This is a genomic window from Levilactobacillus zymae DSM 19395 (assembly GCF_001434115.1).
In the GTDB taxonomy this organism is placed as follows: domain Bacteria; phylum Bacillota; class Bacilli; order Lactobacillales; family Lactobacillaceae; genus Levilactobacillus; species Levilactobacillus zymae.
Genome location: NZ_AZDW01000032.1, coordinates 45657 through 65219, shown reverse-complemented (window position 1 = coordinate 65219; position 19563 = coordinate 45657). Strand labels below are relative to the sequence as shown.

Genomic DNA, 19563 nt, shown 5'->3' with positions numbered 1-19563 from the left:
CCAACTAGGCTGTCGCCCCCAGCCGGTACTCACAAAATTCTTGATAATCGGTTTGGACCTGGTCGGCGTACAGCCAAGCAAACGTCGCCAGCTGATTGTCGAAGGTCTTACCGTTGTTGCCCACGTAGCCACGAATCATCCCCGCCGTAGGACTGGCCGCGTGCGCCATGGCCAGCGTCCAAGCGCAGGTGTTGGCGTAGGTCCGGAATTGGTCCCAATCGAGTTGCGTGAGGTCCACCGATTCCTTCATGTCCCGGAACTGTCGCACGTAGAAGCTCCGCTCGTTGCCGGCGAAGTACCCCAAGAAAACGTCGGACGCCGACTGGAGAATCTTCTGGGAATCCACGATCCGTTGGCCTTCGGTTTGTTCGAACTCGGCCGTGATGTGAGTTCCCTGTTGGCTCCCACGGCGCCGCGTCGGCAAGGCTTCTTTGACTTGTAAGACCAGGTGCGAGCCGTCGATACTGGTCAACAGAATCAGGTAACAGCGCGACCCGAAACTCCCGACCCCGACGCTGTGCCGGACCACGTCGGTGATGTGGTACTGCGACAACAATAGGTTCACGTCCGGGCGCAACGTCTGACGGTAAGCCGCGAAGTAGTCCGCCACGTGGGTGGTAAAGTCATCGTCGACGTGCGTGGTCCGCGGCGCGTTTTCCCGGAAACACAGGCCACCCCGAACGTCCAGCGTGGTGAATTTGCGGACGACTTGTTCGGAGTCGTGCTTATTAGCGTGGTTGATCAGGTTCATCAGCAGTTTGGAACTATCCTCGTCCAACGCACTGGCCTGAATGATCTTTTCCACGTCATTAGCGGGATAGAACCGGTTCAGCGTGTTCAGCTCGAACATCTGCTTGATGCTCTTGCGGTAACTGGCCACCACCGCCGGCAGGAAATCGCGAATCTTCTTGTCCTTGACGCCGTTAGCCTGCGCCGCTAACAAGACGCTGACCAGCAGGCGTTTCAAATCCCACTCCCAGGGATTGATCCCCGCTTCGTCGAAGTCGTTCAGGTCAAACAACAAACGGCGTTCCGGTGACGCGTAGAACCCAAAGTTCCCGATATGCGCGTCACCACAGGTAAACGTCAGAATGCCCGAGTTGGGCTGTTGCGCCAGGTCGGCTTCCATCAATTCGGCGGTCCCCCGGAAAAAGGAAAACGCCGAGGCCCCCATGCGTTGTGTCCGTTCCGGTAAGAGTTCCGGAATCAACAGTTGACGCACCCGATCCATCATGACCCGACTATCGCGTCCCGTGGGGGTAAATTCCCCGAGGCGTTCGAACGGCACCTGATTGCGCGCCGCCTTGCCCATCTCACGGAGCTCCGCGACGGTTTTGTTGACCTGCACCTTACCAGTACTAAATTTTGCTGGCGTCATGACGCCACCTCCCAATGTTCGTTACTTTTTATTTTACCGCAGTGACTAAAGAACGCACCGAAAAAGGACTCACCACTTGGTTTAACGCCCTTTCATCAGTACCCACTAAAAAAACTGGACCACCTCTATTATCGAGATGATCCAGTCTAAGACTATCCAATCAACTAATTTTCTAAGCTTAACTGCACCTGCCCCAACAGGTCGTTGATTCGGTCTTGCTTGACCGAATCACTGATGGCTGAGTCCTTCAACAGCGCTAGGACCTGGTTACCCACCAACAAGAGATTGTCGTTGGCCGGGTCACTGTTTCCCAGAAACGAGATCTTCAAGAAAATGTCTAAGGTCTTGACGCTGTCCGGTTCATCGGCCACCGCCGCTTGGACTAGCTTTTGTAACACCAGCCGGAGGTTCCGTTGCTGGTGTTTTTTGGCCTTATAGGCCGTGTAGTACGGCAGAAACAGCGCCACCACGACCGCTAAAATTTCGGCAATCGCCGCGACCCATTCCGAGATTGGTCCGATTTCCATAATTGGTGCCCCCCTGTCTCCATTTCCGTTTGGCAGGGGTCATTATACGCGCAGGGACCGCCGGGTGACCGGGAGCAACACCTACTTAAGCCGAACACCGAACAAGCTCAACACCGTGGCGGCCTGAAAGGCGTTCAGGACCAGTCCACGCAGGTATTTCGCCTCGGGAGTCACCTCGAGTTGCTCAAAGGTACTGGCGGCTAAGTCTACGCCGGCTAACGGACTTTCCCAAAAACTGGCTTGGTCGAGGTCGCACTGGGTGGCCACGAATCCCCGTTTAAAGGTCACGTCCCGAAAGTAGGCTTCGCGCAAGCTCGTGGTCTGGGCGGCACAGGCCGTCAGCTGCGCTCCACTCCAGTTGGCGTAATCCGCGCGGCAGTCGGTCAACCGAACGGTCTTCCAGACGCCATTACTGAAGTTGGTTCCCAAGAGGTTACAGCCCTGAAAATGACAACGGTAGAGGACCGCTTGGTTCCAGTCCTGATTGGCCAGGTTCAAATTCTGAAAGGTACAATCGAGCCACTCGCTTTGGCTCCAAATCCCCGTCAGGGTGCAGTTGTCGAGGGTCACGTCGCTGACTTTACCGGGGAGGCTGGTCGCCGCGATCGTACACTCACTATAGGTCTCGTAAGGCTCGAGTTGCGCGGCAGTTAAGGTTTGGTGGGCTATCATCCTGATCATCTCCTATCGATTAAGACGAGTATACCCGTTCGCCCCGCGACTTGTCTGAGAGTCTTCTCAGCGTTGCCAGCCGCCCGAGTGACCTCGGACGTGTGCGGTTGACTCGAAAACGCCGCAGAATGCGCCTGAGCCACCGTTAACCGGCTAAATTCTCATGAAAGTTTTAGAAATTCCCGTCAGACCGGGCTTTGGGGGCCGCGAATCGGTTCCCCGCAGACACCGCTACCCGTAACGTTTAAATCTGGTCCAACGTGGCCAACAATTGCGTGAGTTGGGGCGGCCGACAGTGCGCCTGCCGGTTAAATCTGCGTCCACCAAAACAGCGGGCCGTTGAGTGGTCCGCTGTTGGCTTTTAACGCACACGATTAGTCCCGAAACCGGCGCCCTAAAATATCCAGGCTCCGTAACTGCCCGTCCATCACGGCCACGTCGGGCAGGTGCCCCCAGGTGGTGAAGCCGTTCTTGCGGAAGAGACCCTGGCTGGGCTGATTGTGATGAAAGATGTAGGCCACGATGGTCTTCAGCCCCAAGGGTTCCAGCTGACCAAACACAAAGTCTAACGCCTGTTGTCCCAGGCCCTGGTGGTGATAGGCGTTGGCGATGTAAAGACTGATCTCGGCCGTTTGGTAATACGCGGGGCGTCCGTAAAACGATTCTAGGCTGACCCACCCGGCAACGGTCGCGTCTTGCGTGAATACCCAGATGGGCCGGCTAGCCGGGTCAAACGCGGCAAACCACGCCTGCCGGTCCGCCACACTCACGGGCGTCAAATCGGCGGTGGCTAACCGTCCGGGAATACTTTCATTATAGATGGCCACGATGCGGGGGAGATCCGCGGGGGTCGCTAAGCGAAACTTGATGGTCATAGTGTCCGACACTTCCTTTTGGGGCTTAATTATAGGCCACCGTCAGTCGTTACGCCACGTCACACCGCCGTGGCACCCGGCCGCACTAACGGCTCGCAAACCTCACATCTCAGTTGCCAGTCGTCAGGTGACCCGCACACGCCCATGCTTACGGACACCTAGGCCCCAACCCCTTGGCTCAGGTTACACGTCTGGGTGAACCGCAGCTCCCTTTTCAGAATTTTTCAGAAATTGACGCTTTGCCCATTTGCGTATTTTCATTTAGGACCAAACCCGCTATAATCAGGTGAGCCACCGGGATTAACCTCACCGGTAGCGGACCTTTCAAAGGAGGTTGCTTAAATGAGCCAACCCATTATTGAACTCCGCCACGTCACCCAAAAGTACGGGGCGCAAACGATTTTAAAAAACATCAACCTGACCCTCGAATCGGGTCAGTTCTACACGTTACTGGGACCTTCCGGGTGCGGTAAAACCACCATTTTACGTACCATCGGGGGCTTCAACCAGGTCACGTCCGGGGACGTCTTATTCGCCGGCAAACGGATCAACGACTTGCCGGCCAACCGCCGCAACGTCAACACGGTCTTCCAAGACTATGCACTGTTTCCCAACATGACCGTGGCCGAAAACGTGGCCTTCGGACTGACCTTAAAAAAGCTCCCCGCCGACGAAATCGCCGACCGGGTCGCCCAAGCCCTTAAAATGGTCCAACTCAGCGACTTCGGGTCCCGCGACATCACCGCGTTATCTGGGGGCCAACAACAGCGCATCGCCATCGCCCGGGCCATCGTGATGCAACCCCAGGTACTGCTCCTCGACGAACCCCTTTCGGCACTCGACGCCAAGCTACGGCGGGCCATGCAATACGAGTTACGCGACCTGCAGCAACGCCTGGGCATCACCTTTTTATTCGTGACCCACGATCAAGAAGAGGCCCTCGCTATGAGCGACGAGATCTTCGTGATGAACCACGGTGAAGTCCTGCAAAGTGGCTCGCCCGTCGACATCTACGACGAACCGATCAACCACTTTGTCGCCGACTTTATCGGGGAAAGTAACATTTTACCCGGTAAGATGGTCGCCGACTATCGGGTCAGCTTCGACGGTCACGAATTCGACTGTGTCGACGCCGGGATCCCCGACCACGAACCCATCGAAATCGTCTTGCGGCCCGAGGACCTCACCTTAACCGACCTGGCCCACGCCAAGTTACGCGTGACCATCGACACCCAACTCTTCCGGGGGGACTATTACGAAATCAGTGCTACCGACGACCGCGGCCACGACTGGCTGATTCACTCGGTCCGCCCCGCCCAAGACGGCGCGCGGGTCGGCCTGACCTTCCAGGCCGACGACCTGCACGTGATGCGGCTGCACGAGAAGGAAGCCGAGTTCGACGCCCGCCTTGAAACCTACGAAGGGACGGAAAACCATGACCAAGCGTAATTTCTGGGGCTACTTCGTCCCTTACGGCCTGTGGTTGGGCCTGTTCGTCATCGCGCCCGTCGCCTTGATCGTTTACCAATCCTTCTTTAACCTGGACCACCAATTCACGTTCGCCAACTACGCCGACTATTTCCAATCCGGGGTGTACCTCAAGATGACGCTCAACTCCGTGTGGTACGCGTTCTTGATTACCCTGTTCACCGGACTGATCAGCTACCCGACCGCCTATGTGCTACACCAGCTGAAGCACCGTCAACTCTGGTTACTCCTGGTGATTCTGCCGACCTGGATCAACATTTTATTGAAGGCCTACGCGTTCATTGGTCTCTTTAGTCAGGACGGGTTGGCCAACACCTTTCTGCGCTTCATCGGCGTGGGGCCGCACCAGTTGCTATTCACCAACGCCAGCTTCATCTTTGTGGCAACCTACATCCAGATTCCGTTCATGATTCTGCCAATCTATAACGCGCTCGACGACCTGAACCCGGCCCTGGTCAACGCCAGTCGCGACCTGGGCGCCACTCACTGGCAGACCTTCCGTCACGTGATTTTTCCGTTGACGTTACCAGGCGTCAAAGCCGGTATCCAGGCCGTTTTCATCCCCTCGCTCTCCCTCTTCATGTTGACCCGCCTGATTGGGGGCAACAAGGTGATCACCTTGGGGACCGCCATCGAGGAACATTTCCTGACCACCATGAACTGGGGAATGGGCTCGACGATTGGCGTGGTCCTCATCGTGGCCATGATCATCGTGATGCAGCTAACCACCGACCACACTAAGGGGGCGGCGAAATGAAAAAACTTTCTCGGCTGTACCTGATTCTGGTCTTCGTCATCCTCTACGTGCCCATCATTTACTTGATCGTGTATTCCTTTAGCCAGGGCGACACCATGACCAACTATCACGGCTTCACCTGGCAACACTACCGCGACCTATTCGCCGATCCGCGGATGCTGGCCATCGTGGCCGACACCCTACTGGTGGCTTTACTTTCGGCGTTGATTGCCACGGCCATTGGTACCCTGGGGGCTCTGAGCATTCAGCGAACGTCCAAACGGGTCACCCGCGACGTGTTGCTCAACCTCAACAACATCTTGATGGTGTCCCCCGACGTCATCATCGGGGCCAGCTTTCTGATTTTCTTCACCACCCTGAAAATGCCCCTGGGTTTTGGCTCGGTATTACTGAGTCACATCGCCTTTGAGATTCCCATCGTGGTGCTGATGGTCCTACCCCGGTTACGCGAAATGTCTCCCAGCCTACTGAGTGCCGCCGAGGACCTGGGCGCCACCACCCACCAGCTACTGACCAAGATCATCCTGCCGTTCATCACGCCGGGAATCCTGGCTGGCTTCTTCATGGCCCTGACCTACTCGTTAGACGACTTCGCCGTGACCTTCTTCGTCACCGGGAACGGCTTCTCCACCCTGTCCGTGGAAATCTACTCGCGGGCCCGCCAAGGCATCAACTTGGAAATCAACGCGTTGTCCGGCGTGATGTTGCTGTTCTCCCTGCTGCTGGTCGGCGGTTACTACCTGCTGCAGCAGAATAGTCGCAAACGTCGTGCACGTAAACAGCATAACCGGGAGGTGCCCCAATGAAACGTTTGATTAGTCTGGTAGCCCTGCTGCTTCTGGTCTGTGGCGGATTAGCTTACGCCAGTACCCAACTCCAGAAATCCAGCGGCGCCGCCAGTGGTAAGGTGCTGAACCTCTATAACTGGGGAGACTATCTCGATCCGGCTCTGCTCAAAAAATTTCAAACCGAGACCGGTTACCACGTCAACGTCGAAACCTTCGACAGCAACGAGGCCATGTACACCAAGCTCAAGCAGGGCGGCACCCATTACGACCTGGCAGTGCCCAGCGAATACATGGTCAGCAAGCTCAAGGCCGCCCACCTGCTTCAACCCCTGGATCACAGCCGGTTGACCGGGATGCAGAACTACGATTCGCGCTTTTTGAACCAGTCGTTCGACCGGGGAAACCGGTACTCGCTCCCCTACTTCTGGGGGACGCTGGGTATCGTGTACAACGACCGGTTCGTCAAGCCCGGGACGTTGACCCACTGGTCGCAACTCTGGTCACCCAAGTACCGCGACCAACTGATGCTGATCGATTCAGCCCGCGATATCTTGGGGATGGCCCTGGTCGAACAGGGGCATTCGATGAACACCACCAACCCGCAGACGCTCCTCGCCGCCACCAAGCGGCTGGACCAGTTAAGTCCTAACGTCAAGGCCGTGGTGGCCGACGAGATCAAGATGTACATGAGCCAAGACGAGGCCGCCGTGGCGGTGGACTGGTCCGGGGAAGCCGCCGAAATGCTCGCCCAAAACAAGCACTTGCATTACGTGGTTCCCAGCGAGGGCAGTAACCTGTGGTTCGACAACCTGGTGATTCCCAAGACCGCCCAACACTACCAAGCGATTTACGCCTTTCTCAACTTCATGAGTCGCCCCCAAAATGCGGCGCAAAACGCCGAGTACATCGGTTACGCGACGCCGAACGCCAAGGCTAAGGCCCTGCTGCCGGCCAGGGTTCGCAACGACCGCCAATTCTACCCGGACGACAAAACACTACGCCACTTGCAGGTCTACCGTAATTTGGCACCGCGCGTGGTCCAAACGTATAACGACCGCTACTTAGAATTTAAGATGCACCATTAACCGCTAAAAAGGCCCCCGGACCAGCAGGAAATCTCCTGCGGCCTGGGGGCCTTTAATGCATCTGGGACAAAAGTTTCAGGCTCTTCATCTCCGAACATTTGGCGCACTCTTGTTTAATGCGCCAACCACCGTTAACTTAACCAAAACTACCCGACACATAGTCCTGGGTGACTTGAATCTTGGGCGTGCTGAACATGGTAGCGGTCGGGGCGTATTCCATCACGTGGCCCAGATGGAAGAAGGCACACTGACTACTGATCCGAGCCGCCTGCTGCATGTTGTGCGTCACGATGATAATCGTGTATTTCTTCTGCAGTTCCAGTAAGGTCTCTTCGACCTTGACCGTGGAAATCGGGTCCAGGGCACTGCAGGGCTCGTCCAGTAACAGGACGTCCGGTTCCATGGCAATCGACCGGGCGATGCACAGCCGTTGTTGCTGCCCACCGGATAGCGCCAAGGCACTCTTATCCAGGGTGTCCTTGACCTCGTCCCACAACGCTGCCCCCTTGAGACTTTGTTCCACGCGTTGGTTAAGCACCTTTTTATCCTTGATGCCGGTGGCCCGCAACGCGTAAATGATGTTTTCGCGAATCGACTTAGCGAACGGATTCGGCCGTTGGAACACCATGCCGATGTGGCGCCGAATCTCGTAAATGTTGACGTCCGGCTGATTGATGTCAACCCCGTGATACCAGATCTTACCAGTCACGGTGGCGATGGTGTCGTTCATCCGGTTCAACGACCGTAAATAGGTCGATTTCCCGGACCCCGACGCCCCAATCAGCGCAGTGATCTGGTTCTTAGGAAACGCCAGGTTGGCATCGTGCATGGCGTGGTTACTGCCGTAGTAAACTTGTAGATCTTCGGTTTTTAAGGCCAGTGCGACGTGATCATCGAACGTCTGCACGGCCGTTTGGTCAAAGGAATAATCTTTTAACATGAGCGAGCCCCCTTACTTGCTAGCCGTAACGCGCCGGTAGAGGTAATTCCCCAGGACCCGGGCGAACAGGTTGAACAACAGCACGGCAATAATCAAGACCGCCGAAGCCGCCGCGGAAAGCTGCGCCGCATTCGAGGCCAGCCCTTCCGTGTTGACTTTCCAGATGTGCACGGCCAGCGTTTCGGCCGGTCGCAGGGGGTTCAACGGACTGGCCGCATCCATCGGGTTCCAGTCCGCAAAGTTGGTCACGGGCGCACTTTGACCCGCGGTGTAAATCAGCGCGGCGGCTTCCCCGAAGACCCGCCCGGCACTTAAGACGACCCCGGTGACGATGCCAGGTAAGGCGACTGGTAAAATAATGCCAATTTCCGTTTTCCATTTCGACAAGCCTAACGAGAGCCCGGCTTCCCGTTGACTGCGGGGCACCGCACTCAGGGACTCTTCGATGTTTCTGGTCAATAATGGCAGGTTAAAGAACGTCAAGGCAATGGCCCCGGAAATCACCGAGAACCCAATCTTAAACTTCACCACGAATAGCAGGAAGCCGAACAGACCGACCACCACGGAAGGTAGCGAACTGAGGACTTCGATGGCGGAACGAATCAACCGCGTGCGCCAGTTATCCTTGGCGTATTCGGCCAAGTAGATCCCGGCTCCCAGCGAAATGGGAATTGAGATCAGCATGGTCAGAATCAACAAATAAAACGAATTGAAAAGTTGGACCCCAATGCCCCCGGCCCCACTAAAGGAGTCGGCGGACCCGGTCAGAAATGACCAGCTCACGTGGGGTAACCCCGAAATCAGGATGTAGGCCAGCAAGAAAACCAAAATGCCGACCACCGTTGCAACGATGGCGTCGATGATAATCGTCGCCAATAAGTCTTTCCGTTTAGCGTTCATGGCTAAGTTGCCCCCTCTTGGCAATGACCCGCACTAAGGCGTTAAAGAACAATGACATTAATAACAGAATTAAAGCTAATGACCACAGGGCGTTGTTGGGCAAGGTCCCATCAATCGTGTCCCCAATCCCCGTCGTCAGCTGACTGGTCAGCGTCGAAGCCGGCGAAATCAAGTTTTTCGGCATTACGGCCGCGTTCCCAATCACCATTTGGACGGCTAAGGCTTCCCCAAAAGCCCGGGCCATCCCGAAAATAATGGCGGTCAAGATACCTGGCGTCGCCGCCCGAAGAATCACCCGCGAAACGGTCTGCCAACGCGTCGCCCCCAAGGCCAGTGAGGCTTCCTTGTAGAACCGTGGGACGGCCCGCAAGCTATCGACCGTCATCGTGGTGATCGTAGGTAACACCATCACAAACAGCACGAAGGTTGCCGAGATGATCCCGAACCCGGAACCACCGACCAGGTGCCGCATGAACGGTACCACCACGGCCAGTCCGATGAACCCGTAGACCACGGACGGAATTCCGACCAGTAGTTCAATCACGGGTTGTAGCACCTTGCGCCCCCGCTTTGGGGCAATTTCGGTCATGAAGATGGCCGTCCCCACCGCAAACGGGGTGGCCACCAGGGCCGCGGCAAAGGTCACCGCAAACGATCCGACAATCATGGGTAACGCTCCCGTTTTGCCTTGATCCGGTGCCCAGTTGGTCCCGGTCAAGAATTGCCCGATGTTAACGTGGTTTTGCGTAAACGTCGCAATCCCTTTTGAGGTAATGAACCACAGCATCGAGGCCACCACTAAGATGATTACCCCAATACACAGGTAGCTGATGCCCCGACCGAACCAGTCCTCCCGAGTAGCCCGAGTGGCATGGTGCAACTGTTGCGCCCAATCTTTCGGCTGGGTGTCTTCCTGTTTGAAACCTGAACTTGTTTGCTCCATGAGCTAACTTCCCCCTTAAAAAAGGTGAAGGTGCCGCATAACCGCGCACCTTCACCCAAACATTCACCTTAAATCCGGATTACTTAGACGTCACAACGCCCTTAGCATCCTTCGTCACTTGCATATCATGAATGCTAATGTAACCCATATCCTTAACTAAGCTGTTTTGCACGTCCTTGGACGTCATGTACTTCAGGAAAGCAGCCGTGGTTGCGTTAGGCGTGCCCTTGGTGTACATGTGTTCGTAGGACCAGATCTTCCACTTGTTGTTTTCAACGTTGTTGTCCGTTGGGGCGACATTGTCCACCGAAACGGCTTGTAACTTGTTGGTGTAGTAAGAGAAGGCTAAGTAACTCACGGCCCCTGGCGTCGTGGCCACGATCTTTTGAACCGCACCGTTGGAGTCTTGTTCTTGGGACTTCACTGCCGTTGCGCCCTTCAAAACAGCATTTTCAAAGGTTGCTCGGGTACCGGAACCTTGGGCCCGGTTGATGATCACGATCTTTTGGTCCTTACCACCGACCATCTTCCAGTTGGTAATCTTACCCGTAAAGATTTGCTTCAATTGCGACATCTTCAGGTTCTTCACGCCAGCGTCCTTGTTGACGACCGGACCCATGCCGACAACGGCTACCTTGTGGTCGGTCAACTTGCTAGCGTCAATTCCCTTCTTTTCTTCGGCGAAGATATCAGAATCCCCAAGCGAAACCGCACCAGATTGAACTTGGCTCAGCCCGGTCCCCGAACCGCCGCCTTGAACCGTCAAGTTAACCTTACTGTGCTTTGACGTAAAGTTAGCGCCAGCCTTAGCTGCTAAGGGTTGTAGCGCCGTCGAGCCCACTGCGGTTACCTTACCAGAAAGTTCTGCACTACTAGACTTGCTACTGCTAGTTGAACTGGTGGCTTTCCCACAACCTGCTAATAATAAGGTAATTGTGGCAAATCCCATTGCTAACTTTGTTCCTTTATTCATCCCTGTCACTCCATGTCTTTTAATATAGTCGATACGTCAACTTCGTAAGTTAGGCAACGAACTCTGTGACGCCTCCCCTTAACTTACAAAACCCATTCTAAGCGACTAATATATAGTAATTGTCGCAATCGTGTAAATTTTGAGTAAATGTTGGGCGGCTTGCTATAAATCCTTTTATATCAAGGGTTAGCGGTCCACCAAAGCAACTATTTAGCGGCCAAGCGACCAGTCAGGACCACCCCATTCGGTCGGATAGTTCCCCGCTTGCTTCGGTGACCCCGCGTAACCCGCCAGAACAATTGCGTCTCTTCACCAAAATGGCTAGAATTGACCTAAGAGGTGATCTGAAGTGGCAAAGAAAAATGAAAAAAAAGCGCGTCACGACATTATCGTTGATATGAACGACTTTCTCATGGACTATGCCGCCGTTAAATTAGGTCGGCAGCCCAATTTAGCGCAACAAGTGGCAAAGGCCGGGCAACCCGACTTAACGGGTCTGGACGAGTTGTTCAAGGATAACGGAATAGGCCGCCGCACCAAGTACGAAGAAATCGCCACCGGCTTTCTGTGGGACGAAGAAGACGTCAACGCCGTTAAGGAAACCGACGCTATGAAACAAGAAAGTGCTGCTCTGACCCAAGAAGCCATCGTCTACCTGGGCAATCACGCCCAAGACTTTGACCGTTGGGAAGAAGCCTAACTAAAAATAGCGATCCGCGAAATTTTATCGCGGATCGCTATTTTTTCCTATTAATAATGGCTATTGCCAGTCCCACAAATCAGCCTTCATTTTCGTGCCGATAATCTTGGTCAAAAAATCAATAAACTGGTCGGGCATGTACTGGCTGGCATCAAAGCTCGTGGGCTCACCGTTCACGCTGGTGATGACTAACCCTTCGTGGGTCAGGTTCAACCCATACTTGGGTCCCACGACCTGACAAAGTCGTTGAATTTGTTTTTCGTTCATCCCCATCGCCTCCACTTTCGAGCTTAGCGAAAGCGACGGAACGCGTCAAGGGGCCAGCGTTAATAACAATACTTATCTTTGGCTAATTGCTGATGGATGGCGGCGGCCAGTAACCCTTCGTCAGGACCATCCGCAATGATCTGAATAAATTCACCCCCGTGCTGGCCCAGTTGCGCCACCTCGGGTTGTTCGTGGGGATCGATTTCTAGGTCCCGGACCCGAATCGTGGCGTGTCCGGTATAGTGTTGGCAAATTTTCTGCAAGGCTGGCGTCTCATCAACATTCGGAATCTCTGCATATAAGGGAAGTCCAATCGTCTTCATTCTGATCACCTCTGCTTTAATTGTAAGCGATTACATAAAGAATGCCAAGTTTCTTTTATAATTTTTTCACAATTAACCGACTCCCCCAGAAATCCGCCTCGCGAACGTGCGTTCAAACCACTCAGAAAATATGGTATGATTAGGCCCAGAAACGGAGGACGTCACCATGCCAATCAAACTCGGGGTCCGCGACCTGGTCGAGTTCACCTTACGAACCGGCGACCTGGGCACCACGTCGAACAGTCAAAATACCGCCTTACTGGGCGCCCAGATTCACCGGCGCCTGCAAAAGCAACGCGGGACCGACTACCAAAAAGAATACTATCTAGACCTGCCCTTGACGCTAGCGGGCCACGACTACCTCCTCCACGGCCGCGCCGACGGGGTCACGTTAACGACCGACGAGGCCACCACGGCTAAAATCGAAGAAATCAAAACGTCGGACACGGATTTCGACCAGCTAAGCGCCAACACCCTGACCCTGTACTGGGCCCAGGTCAAGCTGTACGCCCACATGTTATTCTGCAAACTTCCAACGCTGACCAGTTTGACGTTAACGTTGACCTACTACCAGACCAGCACGGATCAGGTCACCCAGACCGATCAGACCATCGACCGGGATACCGCGAAAACCTTTTTCCAACAAGTCATCGACGAATACGAGACCTGGTTGACCTTCCGCGACGATCTTCGGCAGCGCCGGGACCCCACGATTCAGGCGCTGGACTTTCCCTTTGGTCAGTACCACCCCGGTCAACGCGAACTAGCCGTAGCCGTCTACAAAACCGTCCTCAGTCGCAAACGCCTCTTTGCCGAAGCCCCCACCGGGACCGGGAAGACCATCTCAACGTTGTTTCCCACCATCAAGGCCATCGGCGAAGGCGTGATTCAACGCATCTTCTACCTGACCGCCAAGCAAAGTACCCGCCGCGTGGCCGAAGAAGCCATCACGCTGATGGCCGGTCAGGGACTAAAACTCAAGAGCATCACCCTGACCGCCAAGGACAAGATTCAGTTCCCCGAAGAAGCCGACCTGTTGCCCGAAAACAACCCGTTCATGTTGGGTTACTATGATCGGTTGAAGCCGGCACTCCTCGACTTAATTCAACATCACGACCAACTCACCCGCGACGTGATCGAAACCTACGCGCGCAAACACACCCTGGATCCGTTTGAATTTCAACTGGATGCCAGTCTTTTTTGTGACGTGGTGATTGGCGACTATAACTACCTCTTCGACCCGCAGGTTCACCTGCAACGCTTCTTCGCCACCACCGACCCGGACAACTTCTTCCTGATCGACGAAGCCCACAACCTGGTTGACCGGTCCCGCGACATGTACTCGGCGGCTATCAGTAGCCGGCCCCTGGACCGCCTGTTAGACCAAAGCGAGGACCTCCCGCAGGCCTCCCGTAAACTCCGCCGCCGGTTGCGCGACCTGCGCGACACCTTCACCGACGTTGCCGCCCCCCTCCGCCAGAGCGGACAGACCGATACCACCTTCTTGACACCGCCCGAGGCCTTTAACCACGAGCTGGGCCGCCTGATCGAAACCATCCACGACTGGCTGGCCGACCAACCGCAAACGCCCTTTACTCAGGCGATTCTCGACTTTTACTTCACGGCCATCAGCTACCAGCGCATCGGCGAGTACTACGACGACACCTACCGGATGCGCCTGACCCTCGAAGACGATGCCATCACGCTCAAACAACTCTGCCTCGACCCCAGTGCCTTTCTAGCCGACAGCCTGGCGCTAGGTCACGGGGCCGTGCTGTTCTCGGCGACCCTCTCGCCGCTAAGCTACTACCAGACCGTGCTGGGGGGCGGTGACGATAGTCTCGCTTACCGCTTGGAATCGCCCTTTCCCCCGGAACACCAACAAATTTTGATCACCAACTACATCCAAACCACCTACAAGCAACGCCAGGCCAACCTCGCCAATATTTTATTGGCGATCAAGACGCTGGTGGACGGTCGTACCGGCAACTATCTGATTTTTCTGCCCTCTTACAGCTACCTCTTGACCGTGCGCCAGGCTTTCGAGATGGCCTACCCCAAGGTCCACACCATCAGCCAGGAGGCCCAGATGACCGAGACCGCGCGCCAAGCCTTTCTCGACGCCTTCACCGCCGACCCGGACCAGACGTTAGTCGGTTTCGCGCTTCTGGGCGGCATCTTCTCCGAAGGCATCGACCTGAAAGGCGGCCGGCTGATTGGTGTAGGCGTCGTGAGCGTCGGTCTACCGGGTATCAGTCCCGAAAACGACCTGATTCGCGACTACTTCGATCAGCAGGGGCAACCCGGCTTCGCCTTCGCCTACCAGTTGCCCGGTCTCAATAACGTCTTTCAGGCAGCCGGGCGCCTGATTCGGGGGGCCCAGGACGTCGGGGTGATCTTACTGATGGATCAGCGCTTCACCACGTCCCGATACACCCAGCTTTACCCGCAGCACTGGCAACATTACCAACGACTCTACCGGCCCGAACAATTGGGACCGGCCATCGCCCACTTTTGGACTCAGGAGGCCCCGCAGCATGAAAACTAAACTAACGTTAGCCCTGGAACAAACGTTGTATTACTATTGCCGCGAGGCCGGTGCCACCGCGGTCGAAGAGGTGACCATGCCAAACGACCAAGGCATCGTCGACACCCTCAGCTACCAAGAACTCCCGGACCATACCGTGGAATGGCGCTGCTACGAACTCAAGGTCACCAAGAGTGATTTTCATTCCAGCGCTAAATTATCGTTCGTGGGCCACTATAACTACTTCGTGTTACCGTTGAAGCTCTATCAGGCCGTGGCAGGCGAGATTCCCGCCGGTATCGGGGTCTTGATCTACCGCCCGTTTGACGCAAAACTCCTGGCCACGGCCAGCGAACCCCCGGTCACCCCGGGCTACTTGACGGTCGCCCGGCCGCCACGGCACCAGGAGCTCCAGGTGCCCGCCACCGAACTGCAAAGCCGCTTCATTGCCTCGCAGGGCCGCGAGGTATTCAAGGCCAAGCAAATGGCGACCGGCCTGAAACAGTACAGCACCGAGCGACTCTACCAGGAACTGAAGAAGCGCCATCAGCATTACGACGTTTACAATCCCGACCACAATTTCTACGACCAATTTGTCGCCGACACCGAAGAGACCGCCGTGACCGCGCTTCAAACGGAGGTCGACGCGCTGAACCTCGAGGTCTATCAGCTCCAACAACGCCTAAAGGAGTCGCACTCATGATCTACTTTCCGTATTTTCGCGGGCGCCAATTCGACCTACAGGCCTTAAAAGCCATTGCCCAGCAACACATCTTGCCCCCTAACCTCATCCCCATCATCGAACCGGTCCGCGACATCAAGGCCCTCCCGCAAACCGTGGCCGCCTTCGTCGAGCACGACCAACCACTGGTCATCGTGACCAATCCCACGGTCAGTGACTACGCGTTGACCCAACAAAAGCTCCACGATTGGTCCCCTTGGCAAGACAACCCGAACCTCATCTTGGGCCACGTTCTGGGGCCCACCACCACACCGGAAGCCCTGACGCCGCAAAAGGGACACCGCACCCTCCTAATCGCCCGTCAATACGACGAACTGGTCGCCGCTCAGGCCGCCGGGTGGCTTGACTTGCCCACCTATCTGCTGGTCCCCCCCGAAGCCCGCATTCGGCAGCTGGTAACCCGGCCGACCGTCAGCCTGTTCGACCACGCGTGGTTTCCCGACCGTGAACAGACCTACGCCAACCTAACCGATGGCTTCTTCAGTGACGATTGGCAACGCGTTGCCGCGACCCACGACCAGGGCTTTAGTGACTACACCATCGGCGGCGGTCACTACAGCGAGCACGGGTATCCGGCCCGCGCCGTGACGCTTCACCTGACCTACTTTGCCGGCGACCAACTCCGGATTCACCGGTTCGTATCGGACGACCGCGACGACTATAAGCACCCCAAGGAAAAATTCTTCCAGGCCGTAGCCAAATTAGCGGCCTGGCTCCCCGACCAACCCGCGGCCACGCAGACCCCGGCGGCTCGACAATTGGCCGCCTACCACGACCAGCACCATTTTCCGGGCTTGGGCGTGGTCAAACGCTTGAGTCTGGAGCACCATTTACAGTTGATGGCGGTCTTTCTCCGACAAAACTATCCGGTGGATTAGCCCACCAAAAAGGTCTCACGCAATCGTAGCGTGAGACCTTTCGTTTAATGTTTATTCGGTTCGAGCTTGGTGACCGTCCAGTACTGGACCCCCGTTGGTTTCGCCCAAGCCTGCAACTTCCGTTTGGCACTGCGCTTCTTGTGGTTATCCCACCGTTGGTAGCAGAACGTAACCACACCGTAAACGAAAAAGAAAATCGCTAAAAACGTCAGAAACACTGATAGCCATGACCCTAGAAATGCAAACATCGTGATTACCCCCAATTTCATGATCGACTGTCCTCGGTGAGTTGTCGCCCCCAAACGATGGTTTCAACGCACCATCCTTCCCCTTCACGATAAATATACCTGAATTCTTTCCGGTTGGTTATTTTGACCAATCGTTGACGTACAATATAGTCTATTAACTATCTAACTGGCCTAGCATTCGCAGTTTAACTGCAAAAAACAGAGGGACTCCACGAATATTCTCGCAAAGTCCCTCTGTTTTGATTAGTAATCTTTAAATCAACCTGATTAAGCGGGTAAGACGCTGACGCCTTCGGGAACCATGAAGTCCTTTTGGGCGAGCGTTAATTTCCCGGTTTCCGCGTCACGCTTGAAGAGACTGGCGTTGTCGGACTTTTGGTGCACGACCAAAACTAAGCTTTCGTCGGCCGTCCAGTTGAAGTCCCGCGGGAAATCGCCTTCCGTGGCGATCCGTTGAATCTCGGTCAGGGTGCCATCATCGGCGGTCTTCAAGACCGTGATCGAGTTGTTCCCCCGGTTCGAAACGTACACGAAACGGCCATCGCTACTCAACCGAATAGCGGCGGACCCGTTGTGGGCCGTCCAGTCGTCCGGAATGACGTGAGTGATTTGCTTGACGGTCAACTTGCCGGCCTGTTCGTCGTAAGTCAGCGTCGCCACGTTACTGCTCAGTTCACCGACCAGATAAGCGACACTCTTCGGGGCGTCGAACACGATGTGCCGTGGGCCGTAACCCGCTGGTAAGTCCACGTGACTGACGGCACTTAACTTTCCGTCGTCGGCAACGTCGTAGAGGTAGACCCGGTCGGTCCCTAAATCGCACACGACCAAGCGCCCGTCCGGCGTCAAGTTAGCGTAGTGTGGGTGAGGGCCGTCCGCCTGTTCCGGCGCTGGACCTACGGGATCGGTATCGGTGATCTCATCGGCTTGAGTCAAGGACCCGTCCGTGGCGATCTTGTAAACCGTGACCTTACCCGTATGGTAGTTGGCGGTGTAGACCAACTGCCGGTCTTCATCCACGGAAACGTAAGCGGGTGACGACCCTGGATTCAAGACCTGTTGGATGGCCCGGGGCTTCTTATCTGACATATCGTAGATAATCAAGCCGCCCTCCGTTTGGCCATCGGTCTCTTTTTTGTTAATGACGTACAAACGTTGTGCTTTTGATTTCGCAATATAAGTTGGGCTACCGGCTGATGCCAACCATTCGCAATCCGTCAATTTGGCGGCGTCCTTGTCGACGCTCACCTGATAAATCCCACGGCTGATGCGCTTGGTATAAGTCCCAATGTAAAACTCTTCGGTCATACTGTTACCCCTTTCAACTTATCTGTATCCCCTTTCAGTATAGCACAGCTCCGAAAACAAAAACGATTAAGTCACTGGTGGTCGCCGCCAATAACCGGTACAATGAAACTAATTTAACGGCGCGACTAATTGAGCGATAAGCTAATCCCTTAACTCACTCACTTTAGTTTCTCGCCCATTTCACTTTTAGCACAGAAAGGATTCCAATTTTATGTCTAGCTTTGAAGGCTACCACCCGCTGCTTACCCCTAAGTTTCGTTTCGACTGGTTGACCCAATTTCGCCTCAAGCAGGTCGCGGCCATCACCGACCAAGACCTGGCAGAAACGGCCGAATGGATCAACACCAACATGCACCAGACCATGAGTCGTAACGCTCTGACTTGGGGTATCGAACGTCGTGCCACCCACAAACTCGTGGGTTGGGGCGGCTTTCACACCGTCGACTTGCCCGCGCACAAGGGACAAGCCTACCTGAGCGGGCAAACGTTGCCGGCCAGCGAACAGCAGGAGATCGTCGACCGGCTGGTGAACTTTGCCCGCGAAGAACTCCAACTCACCGTCCTCACCCTCAAAGATTCCCAAAACTTAGACGATGCCGTCGTGGCCGCCGCCGGCTTCGAACAGGACGCCCAACAAAATTGGCGGTGGTCCAAGCACTAGTGGGCCCATTCACGGCCGAAATCATCGGCCCCCACCCCCGCATCACCCGGTTAGCTGTGGTATACTGAAACCGAATTCACCAGTTAATTTAACCAATGAACTGGCCAGTCACACACAGCCAATATGGGAGGAATCTGTCATGTTAAAAAGTCGACTCTTAGGATTAACGATCGTGGCACTGGGGACCTGGGTCTTGGGAACCGCCATGACGACCACGACCGCGCAGGCCGCCAAGTGGCACGCGGGGACCCCCAAGGTCTTACGCGGCACTTACGCGATGCATAAAAAAGATGCACTGGGTCAGAAACCTAATCTCAAGTTCACCGCCACCAAACTGACGTTGCAGCTCAATCCTCCCACCGTGGCCGATCACCTGAGTAAGGTCTCGTACCGCAAAATCAACGCCCATACCTATTACTTAAAGGGCCACTACTTATCGAGCGGCGTCCTCTACATCAAGGCCATTTACAGTCCCAAGGCTCAGCAAAAACGCCTGAAAATTCAAGAAGGCTTCTTAGACGGTCAGCACATCAAGTGGTCGCCCAAGCACGCTATGGGCTGGTTCTATCAAAAATAGTGAGCA

General features: G+C 55.4%; 22 protein-coding genes. 10 read left to right on the top strand and 12 right to left on the bottom strand.

Going from position 1 to position 19563, the window contains the following annotated elements; all coding sequences use genetic code 11:
- Positions 1 to 4: 4 nt before the first annotated feature.
- The 4 genes from FD38_RS07080 to FD38_RS07065 all read right to left on the bottom strand — a co-directional run bounded on the left by FD38_RS07080 (position 5) and on the right by FD38_RS07065 (position 3452).
- Positions 5 to 1378, bottom strand: a complete 1374-nt coding sequence (locus FD38_RS07080) for a DUF2252 domain-containing protein (RefSeq protein WP_057732714.1) — start codon at positions 1376 to 1378, stop codon at positions 5 to 7.
- 164 nt (positions 1379 to 1542) lie between these two features.
- Positions 1543 to 1905: a hypothetical protein gene (locus FD38_RS07075; protein ID WP_057732711.1), complete on the bottom strand. Its 363-nt coding sequence runs from the start codon at positions 1903 to 1905 to the stop codon at positions 1543 to 1545.
- Between the two features lie 81 nt (positions 1906 to 1986).
- A complete protein-coding gene (locus tag FD38_RS07070) occupies positions 1987 to 2577 on the bottom strand; it encodes a pentapeptide repeat-containing protein (RefSeq protein ID WP_057732710.1) in 591 nt (196 codons plus the stop codon).
- A gap of 374 nt (positions 2578 to 2951) precedes the next feature.
- Positions 2952 to 3452: a GNAT family N-acetyltransferase gene (locus FD38_RS07065; protein WP_057732708.1), complete on the bottom strand. Its 501-nt coding sequence runs from the start codon at positions 3450 to 3452 to the stop codon at positions 2952 to 2954.
- Positions 3453 to 3794: 342 nt separating this feature from the next.
- Here FD38_RS07065 and FD38_RS07060 point away from each other — a divergent pair, with 342 nt between their 5' ends.
- The 4 genes from FD38_RS07060 to FD38_RS07045 are packed head-to-tail and all read left to right on the top strand — an operon-like array spanning position 3795 to position 7570.
- Positions 3795 to 4901 (top strand): ABC transporter ATP-binding protein, encoded by a 1107-nt coding sequence (locus FD38_RS07060; RefSeq protein WP_057732705.1) that lies wholly within the window; start codon positions 3795 to 3797, stop codon positions 4899 to 4901.
- Positions 4888 to 5697 carry an ABC transporter permease gene (locus FD38_RS07055; protein WP_057732703.1) on the top strand — a complete coding sequence of 270 codons (810 nt, stop codon included), beginning with the start codon at positions 4888 to 4890 and terminating at the stop codon, positions 5695 to 5697. The genes FD38_RS07060 and FD38_RS07055 overlap by 14 nt, the downstream gene beginning before the upstream one ends.
- Positions 5694 to 6503, top strand: coding sequence for an ABC transporter permease (locus FD38_RS07050; protein ID WP_057732701.1), 810 nt, complete (start codon positions 5694 to 5696; stop codon positions 6501 to 6503). Before FD38_RS07055 ends, FD38_RS07050 begins: the two co-directional genes overlap by 4 nt.
- Positions 6500 to 7570, top strand: a complete 1071-nt coding sequence (locus FD38_RS07045) for an ABC transporter substrate-binding protein (protein ID WP_057732700.1) — start codon at positions 6500 to 6502, stop codon at positions 7568 to 7570. Before FD38_RS07050 ends, FD38_RS07045 begins: the two co-directional genes overlap by 4 nt.
- Before the next feature lie 136 nt (positions 7571 to 7706).
- Here the strand turns inward: FD38_RS07045 and pstB are convergent, their stop codons facing one another.
- The 4 genes from pstB to FD38_RS07025 form a co-directional block, all read right to left on the bottom strand.
- Entirely contained in the window at positions 7707 to 8510 is an 804-nt protein-coding gene (pstB, locus tag FD38_RS07040; RefSeq protein WP_057732698.1) for a phosphate ABC transporter ATP-binding protein PstB, read from the bottom strand.
- 12 nt (positions 8511 to 8522) lie between these two features.
- Positions 8523 to 9410: a phosphate ABC transporter permease PstA gene (gene pstA, locus FD38_RS07035; protein ID WP_057732695.1), complete on the bottom strand. Its 888-nt coding sequence runs from the start codon at positions 9408 to 9410 to the stop codon at positions 8523 to 8525.
- Complete coding sequence (gene pstC, locus FD38_RS07030; RefSeq protein WP_057732693.1) at positions 9400 to 10353, bottom strand: phosphate ABC transporter permease subunit PstC; 954 nt, start codon at positions 10351 to 10353, stop codon at positions 9400 to 9402. Before pstC ends, pstA begins: the two co-directional genes overlap by 11 nt.
- Before the next feature lie 79 nt (positions 10354 to 10432).
- Positions 10433 to 11326 (bottom strand): phosphate ABC transporter substrate-binding protein PstS family protein, encoded by an 894-nt coding sequence (locus FD38_RS07025; protein WP_057732692.1) that lies wholly within the window; start codon positions 11324 to 11326, stop codon positions 10433 to 10435.
- Positions 11327 to 11675: 349 nt separating this feature from the next.
- Between FD38_RS07025 and FD38_RS07020 the strand changes: the two genes are divergently transcribed.
- Entirely contained in the window at positions 11676 to 12026 is a 351-nt protein-coding gene (locus tag FD38_RS07020) for a hypothetical protein (protein ID WP_057732690.1), read from the top strand.
- Between the two features lie 60 nt (positions 12027 to 12086).
- Here FD38_RS07020 and FD38_RS07015 read toward each other — a convergent pair whose 3' ends face one another.
- Both FD38_RS07015 and FD38_RS07010 read right to left on the bottom strand, forming a co-directional pair.
- Complete coding sequence (locus tag FD38_RS07015) at positions 12087 to 12293, bottom strand: hypothetical protein (RefSeq protein WP_057732688.1); 207 nt, start codon at positions 12291 to 12293, stop codon at positions 12087 to 12089.
- 59 nt (positions 12294 to 12352) lie between these two features.
- Positions 12353 to 12616, bottom strand: a complete 264-nt coding sequence (locus tag FD38_RS07010; protein WP_057732686.1) for a hypothetical protein — start codon at positions 12614 to 12616, stop codon at positions 12353 to 12355.
- Positions 12617 to 12782: 166 nt separating this feature from the next.
- On the opposite strand from FD38_RS07010, the gene FD38_RS07005 reads away from it, so the two are divergent.
- The 3 genes from FD38_RS07005 to FD38_RS06995 are packed head-to-tail and all read left to right on the top strand — an operon-like array spanning position 12783 to position 16763.
- Positions 12783 to 15164 (top strand): ATP-dependent DNA helicase, encoded by a 2382-nt coding sequence (locus FD38_RS07005; RefSeq protein WP_057732684.1) that lies wholly within the window; start codon positions 12783 to 12785, stop codon positions 15162 to 15164.
- Entirely contained in the window at positions 15154 to 15846 is a 693-nt protein-coding gene (locus FD38_RS07000) for a hypothetical protein (RefSeq protein WP_057732682.1), read from the top strand. Before FD38_RS07005 ends, FD38_RS07000 begins: the two co-directional genes overlap by 11 nt.
- On the top strand, positions 15843 to 16763 hold the full coding sequence (locus FD38_RS06995; RefSeq protein ID WP_057732680.1) for a sce7725 family protein: 921 nt from the start codon (positions 15843 to 15845) through the stop codon (positions 16761 to 16763). The genes FD38_RS07000 and FD38_RS06995 overlap by 4 nt, the downstream gene beginning before the upstream one ends.
- A 44-nt stretch (positions 16764 to 16807) precedes the next feature.
- On the opposite strand, the gene FD38_RS06990 is transcribed toward FD38_RS06995, so the two are convergent.
- Both FD38_RS06990 and FD38_RS06985 read right to left on the bottom strand, forming a co-directional pair.
- Positions 16808 to 17011, bottom strand: coding sequence for a hypothetical protein (locus tag FD38_RS06990; protein ID WP_057732678.1), 204 nt, complete (start codon positions 17009 to 17011; stop codon positions 16808 to 16810).
- Positions 17012 to 17278: 267 nt separating this feature from the next.
- Complete coding sequence (locus FD38_RS06985) at positions 17279 to 18319, bottom strand: lactonase family protein (protein WP_057732676.1); 1041 nt, start codon at positions 18317 to 18319, stop codon at positions 17279 to 17281.
- A 211-nt stretch (positions 18320 to 18530) separates the two neighbouring features.
- On the opposite strand from FD38_RS06985, the gene FD38_RS06980 reads away from it, so the two are divergent.
- Together FD38_RS06980 and FD38_RS06975 are read left to right on the top strand one after the other, a co-directional pair.
- Positions 18531 to 18980, top strand: a complete 450-nt coding sequence (locus FD38_RS06980) for a GNAT family N-acetyltransferase (RefSeq protein WP_057732674.1) — start codon at positions 18531 to 18533, stop codon at positions 18978 to 18980.
- A gap of 139 nt (positions 18981 to 19119) precedes the next feature.
- The gene (locus tag FD38_RS06975; protein ID WP_057732671.1) at positions 19120 to 19557 is read left to right on the top strand and encodes a hypothetical protein; all 438 of its coding nucleotides are present in this window, start codon (positions 19120 to 19122) and stop codon (positions 19555 to 19557) included.
- Positions 19558 to 19563: the final 6 nt, after the last annotated feature.

What these genes read in the sequence shown, in the direction of transcription:
- FD38_RS06995 (WP_057732680.1), top strand. Translation starts at nt 15,843, where the DNA reads ATGATCTACTTTCCGTATTTTCGCGGGCGCCAATTCGACCTACAGGCC.
- FD38_RS07010 (WP_057732686.1), bottom strand. Translation starts at nt 12,616, where the DNA reads ATGAAGACGATTGGACTTCCCTTATATGCAGAGATTCCGAATGTTGAT.
- FD38_RS07065 (WP_057732708.1), bottom strand. Translation starts at nt 3,452, where the DNA reads ATGACCATCAAGTTTCGCTTAGCGACCCCCGCGGATCTCCCCCGCATC.
- FD38_RS07075 (WP_057732711.1), bottom strand. Translation starts at nt 1,905, where the DNA reads ATGGAAATCGGACCAATCTCGGAATGGGTCGCGGCGATTGCCGAAATT.
- FD38_RS07025 (WP_057732692.1), bottom strand. Translation starts at nt 11,326, where the DNA reads ATGAATAAAGGAACAAAGTTAGCAATGGGATTTGCCACAATTACCTTA.
- FD38_RS07060 (WP_057732705.1), top strand. Translation starts at nt 3,795, where the DNA reads ATGAGCCAACCCATTATTGAACTCCGCCACGTCACCCAAAAGTACGGG.
- FD38_RS07000 (WP_057732682.1), top strand. Translation starts at nt 15,154, where the DNA reads ATGAAAACTAAACTAACGTTAGCCCTGGAACAAACGTTGTATTACTAT.
- FD38_RS07015 (WP_057732688.1), bottom strand. Translation starts at nt 12,293, where the DNA reads ATGAACGAAAAACAAATTCAACGACTTTGTCAGGTCGTGGGACCCAAG.
- FD38_RS06975 (WP_057732671.1), top strand. Translation starts at nt 19,120, where the DNA reads ATGTTAAAAAGTCGACTCTTAGGATTAACGATCGTGGCACTGGGGACC.
- FD38_RS06985 (WP_057732676.1), bottom strand. Translation starts at nt 18,319, where the DNA reads ATGACCGAAGAGTTTTACATTGGGACTTATACCAAGCGCATCAGCCGT.
- FD38_RS07005 (WP_057732684.1), top strand. Translation starts at nt 12,783, where the DNA reads ATGCCAATCAAACTCGGGGTCCGCGACCTGGTCGAGTTCACCTTACGA.
- FD38_RS07055 (WP_057732703.1), top strand. Translation starts at nt 4,888, where the DNA reads ATGACCAAGCGTAATTTCTGGGGCTACTTCGTCCCTTACGGCCTGTGG.
- FD38_RS07070 (WP_057732710.1), bottom strand. Translation starts at nt 2,577, where the DNA reads ATGATAGCCCACCAAACCTTAACTGCCGCGCAACTCGAGCCTTACGAG.
- pstB (WP_057732698.1), bottom strand. Translation starts at nt 8,510, where the DNA reads ATGTTAAAAGATTATTCCTTTGACCAAACGGCCGTGCAGACGTTCGAT.
- pstA (WP_057732695.1), bottom strand. Translation starts at nt 9,410, where the DNA reads ATGAACGCTAAACGGAAAGACTTATTGGCGACGATTATCATCGACGCC.
- FD38_RS07080 (WP_057732714.1), bottom strand. Translation starts at nt 1,378, where the DNA reads ATGACGCCAGCAAAATTTAGTACTGGTAAGGTGCAGGTCAACAAAACC.
- FD38_RS06980 (WP_057732674.1), top strand. Translation starts at nt 18,531, where the DNA reads ATGTCTAGCTTTGAAGGCTACCACCCGCTGCTTACCCCTAAGTTTCGT.
- FD38_RS06990 (WP_057732678.1), bottom strand. Translation starts at nt 17,011, where the DNA reads ATGTTTGCATTTCTAGGGTCATGGCTATCAGTGTTTCTGACGTTTTTA.
- FD38_RS07050 (WP_057732701.1), top strand. Translation starts at nt 5,694, where the DNA reads ATGAAAAAACTTTCTCGGCTGTACCTGATTCTGGTCTTCGTCATCCTC.
- pstC (WP_057732693.1), bottom strand. Translation starts at nt 10,353, where the DNA reads ATGGAGCAAACAAGTTCAGGTTTCAAACAGGAAGACACCCAGCCGAAA.
- FD38_RS07045 (WP_057732700.1), top strand. Translation starts at nt 6,500, where the DNA reads ATGAAACGTTTGATTAGTCTGGTAGCCCTGCTGCTTCTGGTCTGTGGC.